This window comes from Pseudomonas sp. 58 R 12, from assembly GCF_900005865.1.
Taxonomy (GTDB): Bacteria; Pseudomonadota; Gammaproteobacteria; order Pseudomonadales; family Pseudomonadaceae; genus Aquipseudomonas; species Aquipseudomonas tritici.
On sequence record NZ_CVTP01000028.1, the window covers coordinates 740,403 to 762,337 of the forward strand.

The following is a 21,935-nucleotide window of genomic DNA, read 5'->3' on the forward strand; positions in this document are numbered from 1 at the left end:
TTTTCGGGGCAAATGAGCATGGCGCGAGGTTTCAGTCGCCATTTATCTGGAGTAGGCTCGAACGCAGCCAGATGTTCAATCCATAGATGGAGTTCAGCATGGGATACAAGAAGATTCAGGTTCCGGCAGTCGGCGACAAAATCACCGTCAATGCAGACCATTCTCTCAATGTTCCTGACCAACCGATCATCCCTTACATCGAGGGTGACGGTATCGGCGTCGACATCAGCCCGGTGATGATCAAGGTGGTCGACGCAGCTGTTGAAAAGGCTTACGGCGGCAAGCGCAAGATCTCGTGGATGGAGGTTTACGCCGGTGAGAAGGCGACCCAGGTCTACGATCAGGATACCTGGCTGCCCCAGGAAACCCTGGATGCGGTCAAGGATTACGTGGTGTCCATCAAGGGGCCGCTGACCACGCCGGTGGGTGGCGGCATCCGTTCGCTGAACGTGGCCCTGCGTCAGCAGCTCGACCTGTACGTGTGCCTGCGCCCGGTGCGCTGGTTCGAAGGCGTGCCCAGCCCGGTCAAGAAGCCAGGCGATGTGGACATGACCATCTTCCGTGAAAACTCCGAAGATATTTACGCCGGGATCGAATGGAAGGCCGGTTCGCCCGAAGCGATCAAGGTGATCAAGTTCCTGAAGGAAGAAATGGGTGTGACCAAGATCCGTTTCGACCAGGATTGCGGGATTGGCATCAAGCCGGTATCGCTGGAGGGCACCAAGCGTCTGGCGCGCAAGGCCCTGCAATATGTGGTGGATAATGACCGCGATTCGCTGACTATCGTGCACAAAGGCAACATCATGAAGTTCACCGAAGGGGCCTTCAAGGAGTGGGCCTACGAAGTGGCGGCGGAAGAGTTCGGCGCGACGCTGCTCGATGGTGGGCCGTGGATGCAGTTCAAGAACCCGAAGACCGGCAAGAATGTAGTGGTCAAGGATGCGATTGCGGACGCGATGCTCCAGCAAATCCTGCTTCGTCCGGCTGAGTATGACGTGATCGCCACCCTCAACCTGAACGGTGACTACCTGTCTGATGCCCTGGCCGCGGAAGTGGGCGGTATCGGTATCGCGCCGGGGGCCAACTTGTCCGACACTGTGGCGATGTTCGAGGCAACCCATGGTACTGCGCCTAAATATGCAGGCAAGGACCAGGTCAACCCAGGTTCGTTGATTCTGTCGGCAGAGATGATGTTGCGCCACATGGGCTGGACCGAGGCGGCGGATTTGATCATCAAGGGCACCAACGGTGCGATTTCGGCCAAGACCGTGACTTATGACTTCCATCGCTTGATGGAGGGCGCCAAGTTGCTGTCTTCGTCGGCCTTCGGCGATGCGTTGATTTCGCATATGTAAGACAGAAACACAAAAAGCCAGCCACCCTCGTGAATCGGAGTGGCTGGCTTTTTTATGGAAGTTTGCTCAGTGGCTGATCAGGCCAGTTGCGTTTTTGGTTTTTGAGCTGGTTCTGTTTTAACGGTGCCGATGCAGATTGATGCTTTGATTTTCACAGCGTGCTTGCCTTTGGGGCCTTGAATAATCTCAAAATCGACGCCCTGGCCCGCTTTCAGGGTTTTGTATCCTTCCATGTCTATCGCTGAGTAATGCGCAAAAAGGTCTTCATCCTTGCCTTCTTCAATGATGAAGCCGAACCCCTTGGCATTGTTGAACCACTTGACCTTACCAGTTGCCATACCCATATCCCTCTGCACCAGACTCCATCACTGGAGTATCATCCAGTTTATCCGTCCTAACCCGAATAAATAAGGTTGACTGCGCGGACCTTTTTTACCCACTGTGGGTTCTATTGGTTGTAACACCGATTTGCCGATAGTCAAGGCGACCCGTTGGTCAGAGTTGAAATTCTGACAGGTCGCCCCCACCACTGTATTTGAACCACTGACGAACCTTTCTTTCCATGCATGCAAACAGCCAGATTCGACTAACATTCAATCAGGATCGACCGGATCAGGAACATGATGACGACGGTTCTGCAGGCATTGCTGTTCAAGAGGCCAAGCCTGCTTTACAGGCGCCGCCGATGTACAAGGTGGTTTTGTTCAATGATGACTACACACCGATGGATTTCGTCGTCGAAGTGCTCGAGGTGTTTTTTAACCTGAACCGCGAGTTGGCGACCAAGGTAATGCTGGCCGTTCACACAGAAGGACGGGCAGTATGTGGAGTGTTTACCCGCGACATCGCCGAGACAAAGGCCATGCAGGTCAACCAGTACGCCAGGGAAAGCCAGCATCCGCTACTCTGTGAAATCGAGAAGGACGGTTAACGCCGACCACTTGGGTATGAGGTGAAGCTATGTTAAACCGCGAGCTCGAAGTCACCCTCAATCTTGCCTTCAAGGAGGCCCGTTCGAAGCGTCATGAATTCATGACCGTCGAGCACCTGCTGCTGGCACTTTTGGATAACGAAGCTGCCGCCACCGTTCTGCGTGCGTGCGGCGCTAACCTCGACAAACTCAAGCATGACCTGCAGGAGTTTATCGACTCCACGACGCCACTTATTCCCGTCCACGATGAAGACCGTGAAACCCAGCCAACCCTGGGCTTCCAGCGGGTGCTTCAGCGTGCTGTTTTCCACGTGCAGAGCTCCGGTAAGCGTGAAGTCACGGGCGCCAATGTGCTTGTGGCCATTTTCAGCGAGCAGGAAAGCCAGGCAGTGTTCCTGCTGAAACAGCAGAGCGTTGCCCGTATCGATGTCGTCAACTACATCGCCCACGGTATCTCCAAGGTGCCTGGGCACGGCGATCATTCCGAGGGTGAGCAGGAGATGCAGGACGACGAGGGGGGGGAGTCTTCTTCTTCGGGCAATCCACTGGATGCCTATGCCAGCAACCTCAATGAACTGGCGCGCCAGGGGCGGATCGATCCGCTGGTGGGGCGTGAGCTTGAAGTTGAGCGCGTCGCGCAGATCCTTGCGCGTCGTCGCAAGAACAACCCGTTGCTGGTGGGTGAGGCGGGCGTGGGTAAAACCGCGATCGCCGAAGGCCTGGCCAAGCGCATCGTGGATAACCAGGTGCCGGACCTGCTGGCCAACAGCGTCGTCTACTCCCTTGATCTCGGCGCTTTGCTCGCCGGGACCAAGTATCGGGGCGATTTCGAGAAGCGCTTCAAGGCGTTGCTCGGCGAGCTGAAAAAACGCCCGCAGGCCATCCTGTTCATCGACGAGATCCACACGATCATTGGTGCCGGTGCGGCCTCCGGTGGGGTGATGGACGCCTCCAACCTGCTCAAGCCGTTGTTGTCCTCGGGTGATATCCGTTGCATCGGCTCGACCACGTTCCAGGAATTTCGCGGCATCTTCGAGAAAGACCGTGCCTTGGCGCGTCGCTTCCAGAAAGTCGATGTGTCCGAGCCTTCGGTGGAAGACACCATCGGCATCCTGCGCGGGCTCAAGGGGCGCTTCGAAGCGCACCACGGTATCGAGTACACCGATGAAGCCTTACGTGCGGCGGCTGAGCTGGCGTCGCGCTACATCAATGACCGGCACATGCCGGACAAGGCCATCGATGTGATTGACGAGGCGGGTGCTTACCAGCGCCTGCAGCCGGTCGAGAAACGCGTAAAACGCATTGACGTGCCTCAAGTCGAGGATATCGTGGCGAAGATTGCGCGGATTCCACCTAAACACGTCAACAGTTCTGATAAGGAACTGCTGCGTAACCTGGAGCGCGACCTCAAGCTCACCGTATTTGGCCAGGACGCGGCCATCGACGCGCTGTCCACTGCGATCAAGCTGTCGCGTGCGGGCCTCAAGTCGCCGGACAAGCCTGTCGGTTCGTTCCTGTTCGCAGGCCCGACCGGCGTCGGCAAGACCGAAGCGGCGCGGCAGTTGGCCAAGGCCATGGGGATCGAGCTGGTGCGCTTCGACATGTCCGAATACATGGAGCGGCACACCGTGTCGCGCCTGATCGGTGCGCCTCCTGGCTATGTCGGTTTCGACCAGGGCGGCCTGTTGACCGAGGCGATCACCAAGCAGCCGCATTGCGTGTTGCTGCTCGATGAAATCGAGAAGGCCCACCCGGAAGTCTTCAACCTGCTGTTGCAGGTGATGGACCACGGGACCCTGACCGACAACAACGGGCGCAAAGCGGACTTCCGCAACGTGATCGTGATCATGACCACCAACGCCGGTGCCGAAACGGCCGCGCGCGCTTCGATTGGCTTCAGTCATCAAGATCACTCTTCTGATGCCATGGAAGTGATCAAGAAGAGCTTTACGCCTGAGTTCCGCAACCGCCTGGATACCATTATCCAATTTGGTCGCCTCAGCCATGAGGTCATCAAAAGTGTGGTGGACAAGTTCCTCACCGAGCTCCAGGCGCAGTTGGAAGACAAGCGCGTGCAACTGGAGGTTTCGGAAGCGGCGCGCAGCTGGATCGCCGAAGGCGGCTACGATGCGGCAATGGGCGCACGCCCGATGGCGCGTCTGATCCAGGACAAGATCAAGCGGCCGCTGGCCGAAGAGATCCTGTTTGGCGAGCTTTCCGACCATGGTGGCGTGGTGCACATCGATCTGAAGGACGGCGAGCTGACCTTTGACTTCGAAACCACGGCTGAAATGGCCTGATAGCTGACTGCAACAAAGCAAAAGGCGCCGAAAGGCGCCTTTTTGCTGTCTCTGATTGTGCAATGCAGTCTTCAGGTCAATAAAGACCAAATGTGGGAGCTGGCTTAACCAGTATCTGTTAAATCGCACACACACAAAAACGCCCGGCATAACCGGGCGTTTTGTATTGACTTGCTTAGCGAGCGCGGTAAGTGATGCGCCCTTTGCTCAAGTCATAGGGCGTCAGCTCGACGCGCACTTTGTCGCCGGTAAGAATACGAATGTAGTTCTTGCGCATCTTGCCGGAGATATGCGCGGTTACGACGTGCCCATTTTCCAACTCCACACGAAACATGGTGTTGGGCAGGGTGTCGACGACAGTGCCTTCCATTTCGAAGCTGTCTTCTTTCGACATGCAGTAAAGCCCTCGGTATCCAGTGAATGGCCCGGTGCAACTGCGCCAGGCAAAAGCGGCGTGCATTGTGCCCGAAAAAGGGTGTTTAAGCCAAGGGGTTCTAGTTAAGTGTGACCCATCTTTGATTAATCAGCAGTTCAATCGGTCGATATTGGGTCTTGTAATTCATCTTTTTGCAGTTCTTGATCCAGTAGCCGAGGTACACCGCCTCCAGTTCCTGGCGCAGCGCTTCGCCAATTTGCCAGAGGATCGCGAAGCGTCCCAGGCTACGGCGTTCTTCCGCAGGCTCATAAAAGGTATAGACCGCTGAAAGCCCGTTTGGCAGCAAATCGGTCACGGCGACGGCCACCAGGCGGCCGTCCGCACGAAACTCGTAGAAGCGTGAGAAGGGCAGGTCGCGCACCAGGAACGTGGAAAACTGGTCGCGACTGGGCGGGAACATATCGCCGTCGGCGTGGCGTTGCTCGATATAACGCTGGTACAGGTCGAAGTATTCTTCGGTGAAGCGCGGCTTGGCAGGCATCACCGTCAGGTCGGCGTTGCGCTTGAGGATGCGTTTCTGGTTACGGTCCGGCAGAAACTGCGCCACAGGGATGCGTGCCGGCACGCAGGCATTACAGTTCTGGCAATGCGGCCGGTACAAATGATCGCCACTGCGCCGAAAGCCCATTTCCGAGAGATCGGCATACACATGCACGTCCATCGGCTGGCTGGGGTCGAGGAACAGTGTGGTGGCCTGCTCGTTGGGCAGATAGCTGCAAGAGTGGGGTTGAGTGGCATAAAACTTCAAACGCGCCAACTCGGTCATGATCAACCCTCGGATAAGCTTTGAAATAAGTGTAAGCCAGGAGTGCGCAAGTCGCTTAAGAAACCCACGGTCCGGCGTTGGGCTGGTCCAGATGGTCACGCAGGAAACCTGCGAATTCGCTGCGGGATAGGGCGCGGGCACCCAGGCTGTGCAGGTGGTCGTTGGGCATCTGGCAGTCGATCAGCACGAAACCCCAGGCCTGCAATTGGCGGGTCAACGTGGCGAAGCCGAATTTCGAAGCGTTGTCGGCGCGGCTGAACATCGATTCGCCGAAAAACAATTGGCCCATTGCCAGGCCATACAGGCCGCCCACCAGTTCCCCGTCGTCCCAGACCTCTACCGAATGGGCGTAGCCGCGCTGGTGCAGTTCCAGGTAGGCGCTCTGTATGCTTTCAGTGATCCAGGTGCCATCGGCATAGGCGCGCGGTGCGGCGCAGGCCTGGATGACCGCAGCGAAGTCCTGGTCGAAGGTGACACTGTAGCGCTGCTGGCGCAACAGTTTGCCCAGGCTGCGAGACACATGCAGTTCGTCGGGGAATATGACGGTGCGTGGGTCAGGCGACCACCAGAGGATCGGCTGGCCCTCCGAGAACCAAGGGAAGCAGCCATGACGGTAGGCTTGCACCAGCCGTTCGGCCGAGAGGTCGCCACCGGCCGCGAGCAGGCCATTGGGCTCGCGCATGGCCTTGGCCAGCGGGGGGAAGGTCAGTGAATCGCGTTGTAACCAGGTCAGCATGGCATCCAGGCTTACGGAAGGGGAGGGGAGTGACAGGTGTGACACCTGCTTGCGCAGTGTTGATTATTGTCGACCTGGCGCCATCGGGCCAGCCCGAATCGGCCTTTCAGGCGTATTAGCGTGAGCAGGTGTTTCTGCAACTCTGTGTCGGGGACGCGGTCGTAATCGGGTCGGTTCGATGCAGGCCATTTGCCAAGCTGGCCTGGATTGATAAAAACAGCTCATAAGCCTTTGTCAGCAAAGACAATGCATGCTCAAATTGAACATGTTGTGAGACGCGATTGGCTAGGCTGCCGGGTGAAGGGCCAGGGCGTGGCATCGCAGTCACAAACCCGTACAATGCGGGCATTGTGGCGCTTTCCTCATTTCATCCAGCAATCGCCCAATGGTAAAAAGTAGATTCAACGACACTCGTTCATTTTTCAGCTGCTCGGATTGGGCAGTATTTGCAGTCATTCAACAGATGGACGCGCTAAAGGCGCAGGAAAAGACCCGTTTTGAAGAAATCCGCCGCAACACCTAAAGCAGCAGTCGTGCCGGCCTGGCGCCAGCACCTGCATTATCGCCTCAAGGAAGGTGCGCTGATCGCTATCGGCGCGCTGTGCCTGTTCCTGATGATGGCCTTGCTCACGTATGGCAAGGACGATCCGGGCTGGAGCCATAACAGCAAGATCGAAGACGTGCAGAACTTCGGCGGCCCTGCCGGTTCCTACAGCGCCGATATCCTGTTTATGGTGCTGGGTTACTTCGCGTATATCTTCCCGTTGCTGCTGGCGATCAAGACCTGGCAGATCTTCCGCCAGCGTCACGAGCCATGGCAGTGGAGCGGTTGGCTGTTTTCGTGGCGCCTGATCGGCCTGGTGTTCCTGGTGCTGTCCGGCGCGGCCCTGGCCCATATCCATTTTCATGCACCGACCGGCCTGCCGGCGGGTGCGGGCGGTGCGCTGGGCGAAAGCCTCGGCGACCTGGCGCGCAAGAGCCTGAATATCCAGGGCAGCACCCTGATGTTTATTGCGCTGTTCCTGTTCGGCCTCACCGTGTTCACCGACCTGTCGTGGTTCAAGGTGATGGACGTGACAGGCAAGATCACCCTCGACCTGCTGGAGTTGTTCCAGGGCGCGGCCAATCGCTGGTGGTCGGCCCGTGTGGACCGCAAACGCATGGTGGCCCAACTGCGTGAGGTGGACACCCGCGTCAACGAGGTGGTGGCCCCGAGCACGCCGGACCGACGCGAACAGGCCAAGGTCAAGGAACGCCTGATCGAACGCGAGCAAGCCCTGAGCAAGCACATGTCGGACCGCGAGAAGCAGGTGCCGCCAGTGATTGCCCCGGCACCGCCCAAGGCCCCCGAGCCCAGCGCTCGCGTGCAAAAAGAGAAACAGGCGCCGTTGTTCGTCGACAGCGCCGTCGAAGGTACCTTGCCGCCGATCTCGATTCTCGACCCGGCCGAAAAGAAACAACTCAATTATTCCCCAGAGTCGCTGGCGGCCGTCGGCCACCTGCTGGAAATCAAGCTCAAGGAATTCGGCGTCGAAGTGACGGTGGACTCGATCCACCCCGGCCCGGTGATTACCCGTTACGAGATCCAGCCGGCTGCGGGCGTCAAGGTCAGCCGTATTTCCAACCTGGCGAAAGACTTGGCCCGTTCCCTGGCCGTGACCAGCGTGCGCGTGGTGGAAGTGATCCCCGGCAAAACCACCGTGGGTATCGAAATCCCCAACGAAGACCGCCAGATCGTGCGCTTCTCCGAAGTCCTGTCGACGCCGGAATACGATAACTTCAAATCGCCGGTCACCCTGGCCCTGGGTCACGACATCGGCGGCAAGCCGGTAATCACTGACCTGGCGAAAATGCCTCATCTGCTGGTTGCGGGTACCACCGGTTCCGGTAAGTCGGTGGGCGTGAACGCGATGATCCTGTCGATCCTGTTCAAGTCCGGCCCGGATGACGCCAAGCTGATCATGATCGACCCGAAGATGTTGGAATTGTCGATCTACGAGGGCATCCCGCACCTGCTGTGCCCTGTGGTCACTGACATGAAGGACGCCGCCAACGCGTTGCGTTGGAGCGTTGCCGAGATGGAGCGCCGCTACAAGTTGATGGCGAAGATGGGCGTACGTAACCTGTCGGGCTTCAACGCCAAGGTCAAGGAAGCCCAGGACGCCGGCACACCGCTGGCCGACCCGCTGTACAAGCGCGAAAGCATCCACGACGAAGCGCCGCTGCTGACCAAGCTGCCGACCATCGTGGTGGTGGTCGACGAATTTGCCGACATGATGATGATCGTCGGCAAGAAGGTCGAAGAACTCATCGCACGTATCGCCCAGAAAGCTCGGGCGGCCGGTATCCACTTGATCCTCGCGACCCAGCGTCCGTCGGTGGACGTGATCACCGGCCTGATCAAGGCCAACATCCCGACGCGCATGGCGTTCCAGGTGTCGAGCAAGATCGACTCGCGGACCATCATCGACCAGGGCGGCGCCGAGCAACTGCTGGGCCACGGTGACATGCTCTACATGCCGCCAGGCACCAGCCTGCCGATCCGGGTGCACGGCGCGTTTGTTTCCGACGATGAAGTACACCGCGTGGTGGAAGCCTGGAAACTGCGCGGCGCGCCGGAATACAACGACGACATCCTCGCAGGCGTTGAAGAAGCCGGCAGTGGCTTCGACGGCGGCAGCAGTGGCGACGATGATGCCGAGACCGACGCGCTGTACGACGAAGCCGTGGCCTTCGTGCTGGAAAGCCGTCGCGCGTCGATTTCTGCCGTGCAACGCAAACTCAAGATTGGCTACAACCGCGCCGCCCGCATGATCGAATCCATGGAAAATGCCGGCGTCGTCACCGCAATGAACACCAACGGCTCGCGCGAAGTCATTGCCCCCGGGCAGATGCGCGACTGACCCCGTGCCGCGTGGCAGCACGCGGCGCGCCCTGACTACTCAATGAGGACTCCCATGCGTCTTATCCGCATGCTGTTGTTGCCGGCACTGGCCCTGACCGCTGTTTCGGCTCACGCTGACCCGGCTTCCGTCGCCAGCCTGAAGAACCTGTTGGACAAATCCCAAACGCTGACTGCGCGCTTTTCCCAGCTGACCCTGGATGCCGGCGGCACCCAGTTGCAGGAAACTGCAGGCGAAATGGCCGTGCAGCGCCCGGGCCTGTTCTACTGGCATACGGAAGGCAAGGCTGAGCAGACCATCGTGTCCGATGGCCAGAAGGTCACCCTGTGGGACCCGGACCTGGAACAGGCGACCATCAAGAAGCTCGACCCGCGCCTGAACCAGACCCCGGCGCTGTTGCTGTCGGGCGATGTGTCGAAAATCAACGACAGCTTCGACATCACGTCCAAGCAAACCAGCAACGTCATTGAGTTCACCCTCAAGCCGAAATCCAAGGACACCCTGTTTGACACACTGTCCCTGTCGTTTGGCAACGGCGTGATCAATAACATGCGCCTGGTCGACAGCGTCGGCCAACGCACCGATATCCTGTTCTCCGGGGTCAAGGCCAACCAGCCGGTGCCGGCGTCCAAGTTCAAGTTCGACATCCCCAAGGGTGCCGATGTGATCCAGGAATAAATCCCCCAGAGGTTTCAAACGCTGCCCATGGACCTGTTTCGAAGTGACCCGATTGCCCAGCCCCTGGCCGCGCGCTTGCGCTCGACCAATCTGGATGAGTACGTCGGTCAGGAACACCTGCTCGCGCGCGGCAAGCCCCTGCGCGAAGCCTTGGAGCAGGGCGCACTGCATTCGATGATCTTCTGGGGGCCGCCGGGCGTGGGTAAAACCACCCTGGCGCGGCTGCTGGCGAAGGTCTCGGATGCACACTTCGAAACGGTCTCGGCGGTGCTCGCCGGGGTTAAGGAGATCCGCCAGGCGGTGGAAGTCGCCAAGCAGCAGGCCGGGCAATACGGCAAGCGCACCATCCTGTTTGTCGATGAAGTGCATCGCTTCAACAAATCGCAGCAGGATGCGTTCCTGCCCTATGTGGAAGACGGCACGCTGATCTTTATCGGTGCCACCACCGAGAACCCTTCTTTTGAATTGAACAACGCCTTGCTTTCGCGGGCGCGCGTCTATGTGCTGAAAAGCCTGGACGAGGCGGCGATGCGAAAGCTGTTGCAGCGTGCGTTAAGCGAAGACAAGGGCCTGGGCAAGCGCCAGCTGAGTCTCAGCGATGAAGGCTTCAAGATACTGATGAGCGCCGCCGACGGTGACGGGCGCCGCTTTCTCAACCTGCTGGAAAACGCCTCGGACCTCGCCGAAGACGGCAATGAAATTGGCGTCGACCTCCTGCAAAGCCTGCTCGGCGATACGCGTCGGCGCTTCGACAAGGGCGGCGAAGCCTTCTACGACCAGATATCGGCGCTGCACAAATCCGTACGCGGTTCCAACCCGGACGGCGCGCTGTACTGGTTCGCGCGCATGATCGACGGCGGCTGCGACCCGCTTTACCTTGCCCGCCGCGTGGTGCGCATGGCCAGCGAAGACATCGGCAACGCCGACCCGCGTGCGCTGAGCCTGTGCCTGGCGGCGTGGGAAGTTCAGGAGCGCCTGGGCAGCCCGGAAGGCGAATTGGCAGTGGCCCAGGCCATTACCTATTTGGCCTGCGCACCTAAAAGCAACGCGGTGTACATGGGCTTCAAGTCCGCGCTGCGCGCCGCGGCCGAACACGGTTCCCTGGAAGTGCCGCTGCACCTGCGCAACGCGCCGACCAAGCTGATGAAACAACTGGGTTACGGCGATGAATACCGTTATGCCCACGATGAACCGGACGCCTATGCTGCCGGTGAAGATTACTTCCCCGACGACCTTGAGCCACAACCGTTCTACCAGCCGGTGCCCCGTGGCCTGGAGCTGAAGATCGGTGAAAAGCTCAATCACCTCGCCCAACTCGATCGACTCAGCCCAAAACAGCGGAGAAAGTAGTGCTCAAGACGATTCTTGCCGTGTCCGCAGCCGGCATCGCTGGTACATTATTGCGTTTCGCCACTAGCACCTGGGTCAGCGCCAACTGGCCGAAGCATTTTTATGCGGCGACCCTGGCGGTCAACCTGGTGGGCTGTTTGATCATCGGGCTGTTGTACGGCTGGTTCCTGCTGCGCCCGGAAGTACCGATTGAAATTCGGGCTGGCTTGATTGTCGGCTTTGTAGGCGGTCTGACGACCTTTTCATCCTTTTCACTGGATACGCTGCGCCTGCTGGAAAGCGGGCAGGCCCTGGTCGCCTTCGGGTACCTGGGCATCAGCGTGTTCGGCGGGCTGCTCGCCACCTGGGCTGGCCTGTCCTTGACCAAACTTTGATAAACGAGAGACCGACATGCTCGATTCCAAACTGTTACGTAGCAACCTTCAGGACGTAGCGGACCGCCTGGCATCCCGTGGCTTTGCCTTGGATGTCGCGCGCATCGAAGCGCTGGAAGAACAGCGCAAGACCGTCCAGACCCGCACCGAAGCACTGCAGGCTGAGCGTAATTCGCGTTCCAAATCCATCGGTCAGGCCAAGCAGCGCGGCGAAGACATCGCGCCGCTGATGGCGGATGTCGAGCGCATGGGCACCGAGCTGTCCGACGGCAAAGTCGAGCTGGACAAGATTCAGACCGAGCTGGATTCGATCCTGCTGGGCATCCCTAACGTGCCGCATGAGTCTGTGCCGATTGGCGAAGACGAAGACGGCAACGTCGAAGTGCGCCGTTGGGGCACGCCAAAAGCCTTTGATTTCGAGATCAAGGACCACGTTGCCCTGGGCGAGTTGACCGGCGGCCTGGATTTTGAAACTGCCGCCAAGATGTCCGGCGCACGCTTTGCCTTGCTGCGCGGCCCGATCGCGCGCATGCACCGTGCCCTGGCGCAGTTCATGATCAACCTGCACACCGCCGAGCATGGTTACGAAGAAGCCTACACCCCTTACCTGGTGCAGGCGCCGGCGCTGATGGGCACCAGCCAGCTGCCGAAGTTCGAGGAAGAGCTGTTCAAGATCAGCCGCGACGGTGACGCCGATCTGTACCTGATCCCGACCGCCGAAGTGTCGCTGACCAACATCGTGGCGGGCGAGATCCTCGACGCCAAGCAACTGCCGTTGAAGTTCGTGGCTCACAGCCCGTGCTTCCGCAGCGAAGCCGGTGCATCGGGTCGTGACACTCGCGGCATGATCCGCCAGCACCAGTTCGACAAGGTCGAGATGGTGCAGGTCGTCGAGCCGTCGACGTCCATGGAAGCCCTGGAAGGCCTGACCGCCAACGCCGAACGCGTCCTGCAACTGCTGGAGCTGCCGTATCGCGTGCTGGCGCTGTGCACGGGCGACATGGGTTTCAGCGCCGTGAAGACCTACGACCTCGAAGTGTGGGTGCCGAGCCAGGATAAATACCGCGAGATTTCGTCGTGCTCCAACTGCGGTGATTTCCAGGCGCGTCGTATGCAAGCGCGTTTCCGTAACCCGGAAACCGGCAAGCCGGAGCTGGTCCACACCCTCAACGGTTCGGGCCTGGCCGTAGGCCGTACGCTGGTGGCGGTGCTGGAAAACTACCAACAGGCTGACGGTTCGATCCGCGTGCCTGAAGTGCTCAAGCCTTACATGGCTGGCGTCGAGGTCATCCGCTAAATGGAATTTCTGCCGCTGTTTCATAACCTGCGCGGCAGTCGTGTGTTGGTCGTCGGTGGTGGGGAGATTGCCTTGCGCAAATCCCGGCTGCTGGCCGACGCCGGTGCGGTGTTGCGGGTGGTTGCTCCCCAGATCGAAGACCAGTTGCGTGAGCTGGTGCAGGGCAGTGGCGGGGAACTGATGTTGCGCGGTTATCAGGAGGCCGACCTCGACGGTTGCACCCTGATCATCGCGGCAACGGACGACGAGCCGCTGAACGCGCAAGTGTCCAGCGATGCCAAGCGTCGTTGCGTGCCGGTCAATGTGGTGGATGCGCCGGCCTTGTGCAGCGTGATCTTTCCGGCGATTGTCGACCGTTCGCCTTTGGTGATCGCGGTGTCCAGCGGCGGCGATGCGCCGGTGCTAGCGCGCCTGATCCGCGCCAAGCTGGAAACCTGGATTCCTTCCACCTACGGTCAGTTGGCCGGGTTGGCGGCGCGTTTTCGTGCCCAGGTCAAAGGCTTGTACCCGGATGTGCAGCAACGTCGCGCGTTCTGGGAAGAGGTGTTTCAAGGCCCGATTGCCGATCGCCAGCTGGCCGGGCAGGGGGCTGAAGCCGAGCGTTTACTGATCGAAAAGGTCAACGGAGCGCCGCCTTATGCGCCGGGTGAGGTTTACCTGGTGGGCGCAGGACCGGGTGATCCTGACCTGCTGACCTTCCGCGCCCTGCGCCTGATGCAGCAAGCCGATGTGGTGCTGTACGACCGCTTGGTAGCGCCGGCAATTCTCGAGCTGTGCCGCCGTGATGCCGAGCGCGTGTACGTCGGCAAGCGTCGCGCCGACCATGCTGTGCCGCAAGATCAGATCAACCAGCAACTGGTTGACCTGGCCAAGCAAGGCAAACGCGTGCTGCGCCTCAAAGGTGGCGATCCATTCATCTTTGGGCGAGGTGGTGAAGAGATTGAGGAACTGGCAGCCCACGGCATCCCGTTCCAAGTGGTGCCGGGGATCACGGCGGCCAGCGGTTGCGCAGCGTATGCGGGTATTCCGCTGACCCACCGCGACTATGCGCAGTCAGTGCGATTTATCACCGGGCATTTGAAGAACGGGACGTCTGACCTGCCTTGGCAGGATCTGGTCGGGCCATCGCAAACCCTGGTGTTCTACATGGGCTTGATTGGTTTGCCGATCATCTGCGAACAGCTGATCAAGCATGGGCGGGCAGCGGATACCCCCGCAGCCTTGATCCAGCAGGGCACCACGTCCAACCAGCGTGTGTTTACTGGCACGCTGGCCGACTTGCCGCGCATGGTGGCGGAGCATGAAGTGCATGCGCCGACACTGGTGATCGTCGGTGAAGTGGTGATGTTGCGTGAGAAGCTGAAGTGGTTTGAAGGCGCCCAGGCACAGGTTTAAGCCTTAAAAGCATCGCGGGCAAGCCCGCTCCCACAGGGGATTGCATTCCAATGTGGGAGCGGGCTTGCCCGCGATGGTGCTTCAAAGCCAGCTCATAATTCGGATCAGTTCCGGACACCTTTGCCGCTCAAACGCAGCCGATCATGCTGTGCATCAAACACCTGCAACGGCCCCTTCGGCACAACCCCTGTCGGATTGATCGTCCGGTGGCTGGCGTAGTAATGCCCCTTGATATGCTCAAAATCCACCGTCTCAGCCACACCTGGCCACTGATACATCTCCCTCAGCCAATTCGACAGATTCGAATAATCCGCAATCCTGCGCAAATTGCATTTGAAGTGGCTGTAATAGACCGCATCAAAGCGAATCAGCGTGGTGAACAGGCGCACATCGGCTTCGGTCAGGTGCTCACCGGCCAGGTAGCGATGATTGCCTAGATGCTGTTCCAGGTGATCCAGTTCGGCAAACACATCATCAAACGCACTTTCATACGCCCGCTGCGAAGTGGCAAAGCCTGCGCGGTACACGCCGTTGTTCACGGCGGGATAAATGCGCTCGTTCAGCGCGTCAATGGCAGGGCGCAGCGCTTCGGGGTAAAAATCCAGGGTGTTGCCGGTCATCCCGTTGAACGCGCTGTTGAACATGCGGATGATTTCCGCCGATTCATTGTTCACGATGCGCTTCAGCTTTTTGTCCCACAGCACCGGCACGGTGACGCGCCCGGTGTAGTCGGCGGTGTCGGCCGTGTAGCGTTGGTGCATGAAGGCGAAATCGTCGAGCGCGTCGCCGGTCGAGCCGTGGGCCTTGTCGAACGTCCAGCCGTTTTCCAGCATCAACCAACTGACCACGGACACGTCGATCAAGCGTTCGAGGCCCTTGAGCTTGCGCAGGATCAGGGTGCGATGGGCCCACGGGCAGGCGAGGGACACGTAGAGGTGGTAGCGACCGGCCTCGGCCTTGAAGCCGCCTTCGCCGCTCGGGCCTGGCGAACCGTCGGCGGTCACCCAGTTGCGGCGTTGCGCCTGTTCCCGTTGGAATGCGCCGTCTGCGCTACTTTCGTACCACTGGTCTTTCCAGCGTCCTTCAATCAGCAAACCCATGACTGGCTCCTCTGCTATTAAGCGTTGGAGGCCAGTCTAAAGGGCTGAGTTCGATTTAAAAGCGCAAAGACTGCAGGTGAATGATCGATTAAATCGATTTATCCCGCGCGTCCCAGTATTGCTGGGCCACCACGAACGCCTGTTCACGTGAGTGACCCAAGCCGCGCAAGGCCAGGGCCATGGTGGCGATCAGGGCCAGTTGTGGGTAGCTGTCTTCGACATCCCCGCGCCACACGGCCTTCAGGTGTTCGGGTTCCAACGTGGCAGGTTTGACGTGGCGTTGGGCGGAGAGGGCGGGCCATTCCTCGTCCCAGCTTTCGCCACCGGTGGTGCCGTACAAATGGCTGGCCGAGTCGGGGTTGATCTCGATTTCGCCGCCATCGCCCTTCACGACAATCACATTGTCGCCGAGCAAGCCGCTGGCATCGCGGTGCACGCCCTGGTAGCCGGGGTGGAAAATGCTTTGCAGGCCAAGCCGCGCATTCAGCGGGTTGAGCAGGCGCGCCAGGGAATGGATCGGTGAGCGCAGGCCCAGGGTGTTGCGCAGGTCGATCATGCGCTGCAACTGCGGCGCCCAATCGCCCAGTGGGATAAATGCCAGGTTGCCTCGCTCATAGGCGGTCTCCACCTGCTGCCAGTTACGGCACAGCGGAATCTCCAACGCTTCCACTAATTGCTCGGTGTACAGCCGCCCCGCCGTATGCGCGCCGCCGCCGTGCATCAGGATGCGCACGCCATTTTGTGCCAGGCACTTGGCGGCAAGCAGGTACCACGGCAGGTGACGCTTCTTGCCGGCGTAGGTGGGCCAGTCGACATCCACGTTCAGCGCCGGGGCGTTGAGGCGTTCGCGCACGGCTTCGGTGAAGCCGGCGAGTTCTTCCGGGCTTTCTTCCTTGTGGCGCAACAGCATCAAGAAGGCGCCGAGCTGGGTGTCTTCGACTTTTTCGTCGAGCAGCATGCCCATGGCTTCGCGGGCTTCCTCGCGGGTGAGGTTGCGCGCGCCGCGCTTGCCTTTGCCCAGGATGCGCACGAACGGCGCAAACGGGTGCTCGGCAGGGGTTTCAAGGGTCAGCGGGGCAAAGTCGGTCATAAGCAATTCGTCGGCCTGGGCAGGCCCGCCAGCTTGGCGGCGAGTTTGGCGGGAGTGCCGTTGAACAGTTTGTTGAGGTGCAGGCTGTTGCCCTTTTCCGGGCCCAGCTTCAAGGCGGTGTACTTGATCAGCGGGCGGGTGGCGGGCGACAGCTGGAATTCGGCGTAGAACTGGCGCAGCAGCTGGAGGATTTCCCAATGGTCCGGGGTCAGCTCCAGCGTCTCAGTGGCGGCCAGGGCGATTGCCACCTCATCGGACCACTCGTTCAGGTCAACGAGGTAGCCGTCCTTGTCCAGTTCCAGGGTGCGTGCGCCGACGGTCAGGGTGTTCATAGCCAGGTGTTGACCTTGTCGTAGTCGATCGACAACTGCACGAAACCTGGGTAGTCCACGCTGTCGGCCCAGTCCGGCAGAGGCAAATGGCGCGCCTGCATGTCTTCGGCCAGCACAAAGACCTTCACGCCCTTGGTTTGCAGCGCCGGGTTGTGCAGCGCGTAGGCGCCATCGCCGCAGAGCAGGATGGCGTCCTTGGCGCCACAGATGCGCAGGCAGCTGTCGAGGCGGCTATCGGTAAACGGGGAGTGGGAAACCACATGCAGAGTCGACATCAGAGGGTCATCACCTGGTCGTAACGGTCAATCAACTGGGAGATCGCTTCGCTGTCCAGCGGCTGGGCGCTGGCGGGCGGCGCGAGGCCGCGCTCGGCCAGGCTATGGCGGCAGGCAAATACGTCATCGATGCCAAAAAGGCCCAATGCCTGCAAGTTGGCGCTGAGGTCTTTTTGCTGCACGGCCTTGGCATCCTGGTGCGGCGCCAGTTGGAACACGCCGTCATCAAGGAACAGCAGGCCGATCGGTAGATCGAAGGCGCCACCGGCCAGGACGATATCCAAGGCTTCCCGGGCACTCGGCCCGGACCATGGCGCCTGACGGCTGATCACCAACAAGGATTTGGACATGTCACGGCCCTCCAAAGCAGATCAGGCGGTCAGCGGCCTGGGCGGCGTCATGCAACTGACCCAGGCCCGACAGCGCCCACGGTGCATCCAGGTTCACCGCGCTGCGTTGATAGCGCGCGGCTTCCTCCTGGTTAAGCACGCCACGGCGCAAGGCGGCAGCGATGCACACCACACCGTCGAGTTGGTGCTGGCTGACAAACTCACGCCATTGGCGGGCAATGTCTTGCTCATCCTGGGGCGCAACGATGTTATTGGACGCGCTATACACGCCGTCCTGGTAGAAAAACAGCCGCACAATCTCATGCCCGCCGGCCAACGCCGCTTGGGCGAACAGCAGGGCACGGCGCGAAGAGGGCGCGTGGGCGGCGGAAAACAGTGCAATCGCGAACTTCATGGAACACTCTGCAAGCAAACGTGGGGCAATGATAAAGCCGCTGCCACGAAAAAGCCCGCCGTGATCAAAACGGTCACTGTTGGTGACCGTTCCGGCGATTGCCGGTAAGCGCAAGGCTGCCTAGTCTGTGTGCATTCAAAACAAAAATGGAGTGCCCATGTCAGGTCCCTTGGCGTCCCTCAAAGTGTTGGATTTTTCCACCTTGCTGCCGGGCCCGTTTGCATCGTTGATGCTGGCGGACATGGGCGCCGAGGTGCTGCGTATCGAATCGCCCACGCGCCCGGACCTGCTGCGGGTATTACCGCCCCATGATCAGGGTGTTTCGGCGAGCCATGCCTACCTCAATCGCAATAAGCGCAGCCTGGCGCTTGACCTCAAGCAGCCTGAAGCGCTGGAGATCGTGCGGGCGTTGGTCAAGGCGTACGACATCGTGCTCGAACAGTTCCGGCCAGGGGTGATGGAACGTCTGGGCTTGGGGTATGAGGCGTTGAAGGCGATCAACCCAAAGCTGATTTACGTGTCTATCACCGGTTACGGCCAGACCGGGCCCTATAAGGACCGCGCCGGGCACGATATCAATTACCTGGCACTGGCCGGCGTGGCCAGCTACACCGGTCGTGCCGACAGCGGGCCGCTGCCGTTGGGCGTGCAACTGGCGGACGTGGGAGGAGGGTCGCTGCATGCGGTGGTGGGGTTGTTAGCGGCTGTTATCGCCCGACAGCAGAGCGGGGTCGGCCAATACCTGGATGTGAGCATGACCGACTGCTCGTTCAGCCTGAATGCCATGGCCGGCGCGGGTTACCTGGCGTGTGGGGTGGAGCCGGAGTGGGAGAGCCATGTGCTTAACGGCGGGAGTTTCTACGACTATTACCGCTCGCGGGAGGGGCGCTGGATGGCGGTGGGCAGTTTGGAGCCAGGGTTCATGCAACAACTCTGTGACACGCTGGGACGGCCGGAGTTGGCGGCACAAGGCTTGTCGCCCAGGCCGGAGCAGCAAAAAGCCCTTAAGCAGGCGCTGAAAGTCGAGTTTGAAAAGCGTAGCTTCGAAGAGTTGTGTGAGTTGTTTGCTGGGGTCGACGCCTGTGTCGAACCGGTGCTCAGCCTGAGCGAGGCAGTGGAGCATCCGCAGTTAAAAGCGCGCGAACTGATCAGCCAGGTGCCTCGGGGTGACGGTTCGACCCAGGCGCAACTGGCCTGCCCGTTGAAGTTTTCCGAGGGGGTGCCAGCGCCTCGGCATATCGGAGCTGCAGTGGGGGCGCACAGTGATGAGGTATTGGCGGAGTTGGGGCTTAGTGCTCAGCGGATAAGCGAGCTGCGACAGGCTAAGGTGGTTGGGTAGCCTGAGCTGACGCTATCGCAGGCAAGCCAGCGCCCACATTTGATAGGCGGCGCGGTCAAAGTGTGGGAGCTGGCTTGCCTGCGATGAGGCCCTCACTCCACCCGAGTTTCCCCGGTAAACACCAACGTCTGCCGACACCGCCGACACAAATACCGCCGCCCCTGCGCCACCATACCATGTCGCTGCGACGAAAACGGAAAGTCGCTATCGGCACACGGGCATCGGTAAATATAGCGAGTCACCTGGCGACGCTTCACCTCATACGTGTGGCAACGGTCAGGCGGCAGTTCGTAAACCCCGCGCATGATCAATTGCCATTCCTCGCCATGGGGCTGAATGCGCTCGCCGAACAATTGGTGGGCGATCAGGTGCGCCACTTCGTGGGCCACGGTCTGTTTCAGGAAATGCTGGCTGTTTTCACGGTACAACTGTGGGTTGAAGCGCAGCAGGTTCTCGTGCAAATGCGCGACACCGGCCTTCTGGCCCCGCAGCTTGAGGCTGACCTGGGGGCGTTTGAAGCTTCGTTTGAAAAAGGATTCGGCTTGTTGGAAACAATCTTCGACGCGGGTATTGAGTTGCTCGGGCATGCTGTACATATCTCCAGAGACCCCCAGTATGCCGCAAAGCTGAGTGTTTCCGAATCTGTCAGGCGCCGAATGGTCATGCATAACGCACAAAGCCACCTTGCGGTGGCCTTTCCTACGGTTTAATCGGATCAGTTGGTATAGATCGGCCCTACGCCGAGGCCCCAGACAATCACGGTAAACGCCATGATCGCCACCAGTACCACTAGGCCTACGGCCAGCACCGAGCTGGAAAACAGGAAACCCTCATCCGGGTCGATGTTCATGAAGGTCGGCAGCCCCACGTACAGCAGGTACACCGTGTAGCAAATCGCCGCCGTGCCCACGACCATGCCCAGCCACATATGTGGGTAGAGCGCCGCCAGCCCGCCGATAAACAGCGGCGTGGCGGTGTAGGTGGCAAACGCCACGCAGCGCGCCATGCTGGGGTTGGCGTCGTAGGTACGCGCCATCCAGTGGATGAACGCGCCCATCACCGCCACACCGCCAAGCATGGCGGCGTAGGACATGAGCGTCATCCACAGGGCGCTTTCCTGGGTCAGCATCACTGGCGAGCGGTTGCCGATGACCCAGCCAACCTGGGTGGTACCGATAAAGGCTGATACGGCGGGGATCGCCGCGAGAATCAGTGTGTGAGTGAGGTACATGTGGCTGATGCTTTCTTCTTTATCGCCACGAATTTCCCGCCATTCCTGGTCGGGATGGGTAAAAAGCCCCACGACGTGATGGATCATGCCGGTCACTCCTGTCGTTATTGCCATCGCCCCCCATCGGAGCGCCCACGGGCCAAATGGCCTCAAAGGTCCCGGATAGCTGTGCGACCTCTAGTCGCAGTATAGGAAGAGATGCCCGGAATAACTGTAGGGCCTTTAGAGCAAATTGCGCTGTAAACATTGGGCTTAATCGCGGTGAGGTCTGTCAGGCGCCACTCGGTCGACTGTGGGAGCTGGCTTGCCTGCGATGGCGACCTGTCAGAAACCGATACGTTAACTGGCCCACCGCTATCGCAGGCAAGCCAGCTCCCACATTGGAACTCGGTCGCTCATAACGGTAAAATACCCGGCTTTTCGTCACACACCTCCAGCGGATCCAAGCGCCATGGGCACTCTTACGGTCAACCAGAACAAACTGCAAAAACGCCTGCGTCGCCTGGCCGGTGAAGCGGTCGCCGATTTCAACATGATCGAGGACGGCGACAAGGTCATGGTCTGCCTCTCCGGCGGCAAAGACAGCTACACCTTGCTTGATGTGCTGCTGCACCTGCAAAAGGTCGCGCCGATCACGTTTGAGATCGTTGCCGTCAACATGGACCAGAAACAACCGGGCTTCCCCGAGCATGTGCTGCCGGCCTACCTCAAGGCGTTGGGCGTCGATTACCACATCGTCGAAAAAGACACCTATTCGGTGGTCAAGGAACTGATCCCGGAAGGCAAGACCACCTGCTCGCTGTGCTCGCGCCTGCGCCGTGGCACGCTGTACACCTTCGCCGATGAGATCGGCGCGACCAAGATGGCCCTGGGTCATCATCGCGATGACATCGTCGAAACCTTCTTCCTCAATATGTTCTTCAATGGCTCGCTCAAAGCCATGCCACCCAAGCTGCGCGCCGATGACGGGCGCAACGTGGTAATCCGCCCGCTGGCGTATTGCAACGAGAAGGACATCCAGGCCTACTCCGACCTCAAGCAATTCCCGATCATCCCGTGCAACCTGTGTGGCTCCCAGGAAAACCTGCAGCGCCAGGTGGTCAAGGAGATGCTGCTGGACTGGGAGCGCAAGACGCCCGGTCGCACCGAAAGTATCTTCCGCAGCCTGCAGAACGTGCAGCCGTCGCAGTTGGCCGACCGCAGCCTGTTCGACTTCACCAGCCTGAAAATTGATGAGAGCGCCGCTTCGCGCTTCGTTAATGTTGTGAACCTCTGAGCCTGTTCAATGCTCTGACACACGGCG

Annotated in this window: 23 protein-coding genes; 11 read left to right on the forward strand and 12 right to left on the reverse strand. The window is 59.8% G+C overall.

Going from position 1 to position 21,935, the window contains the following annotated elements:
* Window positions 1-98 precede the first annotated feature (98 nt).
* Window positions 99-1,355, forward strand: coding sequence for an NADP-dependent isocitrate dehydrogenase (gene icd / locus BFP95_RS27735; protein ID WP_065872222.1), 1,257 nt, complete (start codon window positions 99-101; stop codon window positions 1,353-1,355).
* A 77-nt stretch (window positions 1,356-1,432) separates the two neighbouring features.
* On the opposite strand, the gene cspD is transcribed toward icd, so the two are convergent.
* Complete coding sequence (gene cspD, locus BFP95_RS27740) at window positions 1,433-1,699, reverse strand: cold shock domain-containing protein CspD (RefSeq protein WP_065872072.1); 267 nt, start codon at window positions 1,697-1,699, stop codon at window positions 1,433-1,435.
* Between the two features lie 218 nt (window positions 1,700-1,917).
* Between cspD and clpS the strand changes: the two genes are divergently transcribed.
* Window positions 1,918-2,286 carry an ATP-dependent Clp protease adapter ClpS gene (clpS, locus tag BFP95_RS27745; protein ID WP_005789091.1) on the forward strand — a complete coding sequence of 123 codons (369 nt, stop codon included), beginning with the start codon at window positions 1,918-1,920 and terminating at the stop codon, window positions 2,284-2,286.
* Between the two features lie 29 nt (window positions 2,287-2,315).
* A complete protein-coding gene (gene clpA / locus BFP95_RS27750) occupies window positions 2,316-4,586 on the forward strand; it encodes an ATP-dependent Clp protease ATP-binding subunit ClpA (RefSeq protein WP_049712679.1) in 2,271 nt (756 codons plus the stop codon).
* A 175-nt stretch (window positions 4,587-4,761) separates the two neighbouring features.
* On the opposite strand, the gene infA is transcribed toward clpA, so the two are convergent.
* From infA to aat, 3 genes are all read right to left on the reverse strand, one after another.
* Window positions 4,762-4,980, reverse strand: coding sequence for a translation initiation factor IF-1 (gene infA / locus BFP95_RS27755; protein ID WP_002553999.1), 219 nt, complete (start codon window positions 4,978-4,980; stop codon window positions 4,762-4,764).
* A 100-nt stretch (window positions 4,981-5,080) separates the two neighbouring features.
* Window positions 5,081-5,788 (reverse strand): arginyltransferase, encoded by a 708-nt coding sequence (locus tag BFP95_RS27760; protein ID WP_065872073.1) that lies wholly within the window; start codon window positions 5,786-5,788, stop codon window positions 5,081-5,083.
* A 55-nt stretch (window positions 5,789-5,843) separates the two neighbouring features.
* The gene (gene aat, locus BFP95_RS27765) at window positions 5,844-6,524 is read right to left on the reverse strand and encodes a leucyl/phenylalanyl-tRNA--protein transferase (RefSeq protein ID WP_065872074.1); all 681 of its coding nucleotides are present in this window, start codon (window positions 6,522-6,524) and stop codon (window positions 5,844-5,846) included.
* A gap of 497 nt (window positions 6,525-7,021) precedes the next feature.
* On the opposite strand from aat, the gene BFP95_RS27770 reads away from it, so the two are divergent.
* From BFP95_RS27770 to cysG, 6 genes are read left to right on the forward strand one after another with little or no spacing between them, the layout of a single operon-like run.
* Window positions 7,022-9,427: a DNA translocase FtsK gene (locus tag BFP95_RS27770; RefSeq protein WP_049712682.1), complete on the forward strand. Its 2,406-nt coding sequence runs from the start codon at window positions 7,022-7,024 to the stop codon at window positions 9,425-9,427.
* 54 nt (window positions 9,428-9,481) lie between these two features.
* On the forward strand, window positions 9,482-10,105 hold the full coding sequence (gene lolA, locus BFP95_RS27775) for an outer membrane lipoprotein chaperone LolA (RefSeq protein WP_016975527.1): 624 nt from the start codon (window positions 9,482-9,484) through the stop codon (window positions 10,103-10,105).
* Between the two features lie 27 nt (window positions 10,106-10,132).
* On the forward strand, window positions 10,133-11,455 hold the full coding sequence (locus BFP95_RS27780; RefSeq protein WP_049712683.1) for a replication-associated recombination protein A: 1,323 nt from the start codon (window positions 10,133-10,135) through the stop codon (window positions 11,453-11,455).
* Window positions 11,455-11,829: a fluoride efflux transporter CrcB gene (gene crcB, locus BFP95_RS27785; RefSeq protein ID WP_065872076.1), complete on the forward strand. Its 375-nt coding sequence runs from the start codon at window positions 11,455-11,457 to the stop codon at window positions 11,827-11,829. Before BFP95_RS27780 ends, crcB begins: the two co-directional genes overlap by 1 nt.
* Window positions 11,830-11,845: 16 nt before the next feature.
* On the forward strand, window positions 11,846-13,126 hold the full coding sequence (gene serS, locus BFP95_RS27790) for a serine--tRNA ligase (protein WP_065910999.1): 1,281 nt from the start codon (window positions 11,846-11,848) through the stop codon (window positions 13,124-13,126).
* Window positions 13,127-14,521 (forward strand): siroheme synthase CysG, encoded by a 1,395-nt coding sequence (gene cysG / locus BFP95_RS27795; protein ID WP_065881894.1) that lies wholly within the window; start codon window positions 13,127-13,129, stop codon window positions 14,519-14,521. It abuts the gene before it with no gap.
* A gap of 104 nt (window positions 14,522-14,625) precedes the next feature.
* Here cysG and BFP95_RS27800 read toward each other — a convergent pair whose 3' ends face one another.
* From BFP95_RS27800 to tusD, 6 genes are all read right to left on the reverse strand, one after another.
* A complete protein-coding gene (locus BFP95_RS27800; protein ID WP_065911000.1) occupies window positions 14,626-15,621 on the reverse strand; it encodes a glutathione S-transferase family protein in 996 nt (331 codons plus the stop codon).
* An 88-nt stretch (window positions 15,622-15,709) separates the two neighbouring features.
* Entirely contained in the window at window positions 15,710-16,693 is a 984-nt protein-coding gene (locus tag BFP95_RS27805) for a glycosyl transferase family protein (RefSeq protein ID WP_175406000.1), read from the reverse strand.
* Between the two features lie 14 nt (window positions 16,694-16,707).
* Window positions 16,708-17,043: a TusE/DsrC/DsvC family sulfur relay protein gene (locus tag BFP95_RS27810; protein WP_065872081.1), complete on the reverse strand. Its 336-nt coding sequence runs from the start codon at window positions 17,041-17,043 to the stop codon at window positions 16,708-16,710.
* Window positions 17,040-17,318: a sulfurtransferase complex subunit TusB gene (gene tusB, locus BFP95_RS27815; protein ID WP_065881903.1), complete on the reverse strand. Its 279-nt coding sequence runs from the start codon at window positions 17,316-17,318 to the stop codon at window positions 17,040-17,042. Before tusB ends, BFP95_RS27810 begins: the two co-directional genes overlap by 4 nt.
* Window positions 17,318-17,668 (reverse strand): sulfurtransferase complex subunit TusC, encoded by a 351-nt coding sequence (tusC, locus tag BFP95_RS27820; protein ID WP_065872083.1) that lies wholly within the window; start codon window positions 17,666-17,668, stop codon window positions 17,318-17,320. The genes tusB and tusC overlap by 1 nt, the downstream gene beginning before the upstream one ends.
* 1 nt (window position 17,669) lies before the next feature.
* Window positions 17,670-18,062, reverse strand: coding sequence for a sulfurtransferase complex subunit TusD (gene tusD / locus BFP95_RS27825; protein ID WP_065911001.1), 393 nt, complete (start codon window positions 18,060-18,062; stop codon window positions 17,670-17,672).
* A gap of 157 nt (window positions 18,063-18,219) precedes the next feature.
* Between tusD and BFP95_RS27830 the strand changes: the two genes are divergently transcribed.
* Window positions 18,220-19,401 (forward strand): CaiB/BaiF CoA transferase family protein, encoded by a 1,182-nt coding sequence (locus tag BFP95_RS27830; RefSeq protein WP_065911002.1) that lies wholly within the window; start codon window positions 18,220-18,222, stop codon window positions 19,399-19,401.
* A gap of 92 nt (window positions 19,402-19,493) precedes the next feature.
* Here the strand turns inward: BFP95_RS27830 and BFP95_RS27835 are convergent, their stop codons facing one another.
* Both BFP95_RS27835 and BFP95_RS27840 read right to left on the reverse strand, forming a co-directional pair.
* Complete coding sequence (locus tag BFP95_RS27835; RefSeq protein WP_065872224.1) at window positions 19,494-19,988, reverse strand: SprT family zinc-dependent metalloprotease; 495 nt, start codon at window positions 19,986-19,988, stop codon at window positions 19,494-19,496.
* A gap of 128 nt (window positions 19,989-20,116) precedes the next feature.
* On the reverse strand, window positions 20,117-20,719 hold the full coding sequence (locus BFP95_RS27840; RefSeq protein ID WP_065872086.1) for a Yip1 family protein: 603 nt from the start codon (window positions 20,717-20,719) through the stop codon (window positions 20,117-20,119).
* 364 nt (window positions 20,720-21,083) lie between these two features.
* Between BFP95_RS27840 and ttcA the strand changes: the two genes are divergently transcribed.
* On the forward strand, window positions 21,084-21,908 hold the full coding sequence (ttcA, locus tag BFP95_RS27845; RefSeq protein ID WP_065890778.1) for a tRNA 2-thiocytidine(32) synthetase TtcA: 825 nt from the start codon (window positions 21,084-21,086) through the stop codon (window positions 21,906-21,908).
* Window positions 21,909-21,935: the final 27 nt, after the last annotated feature.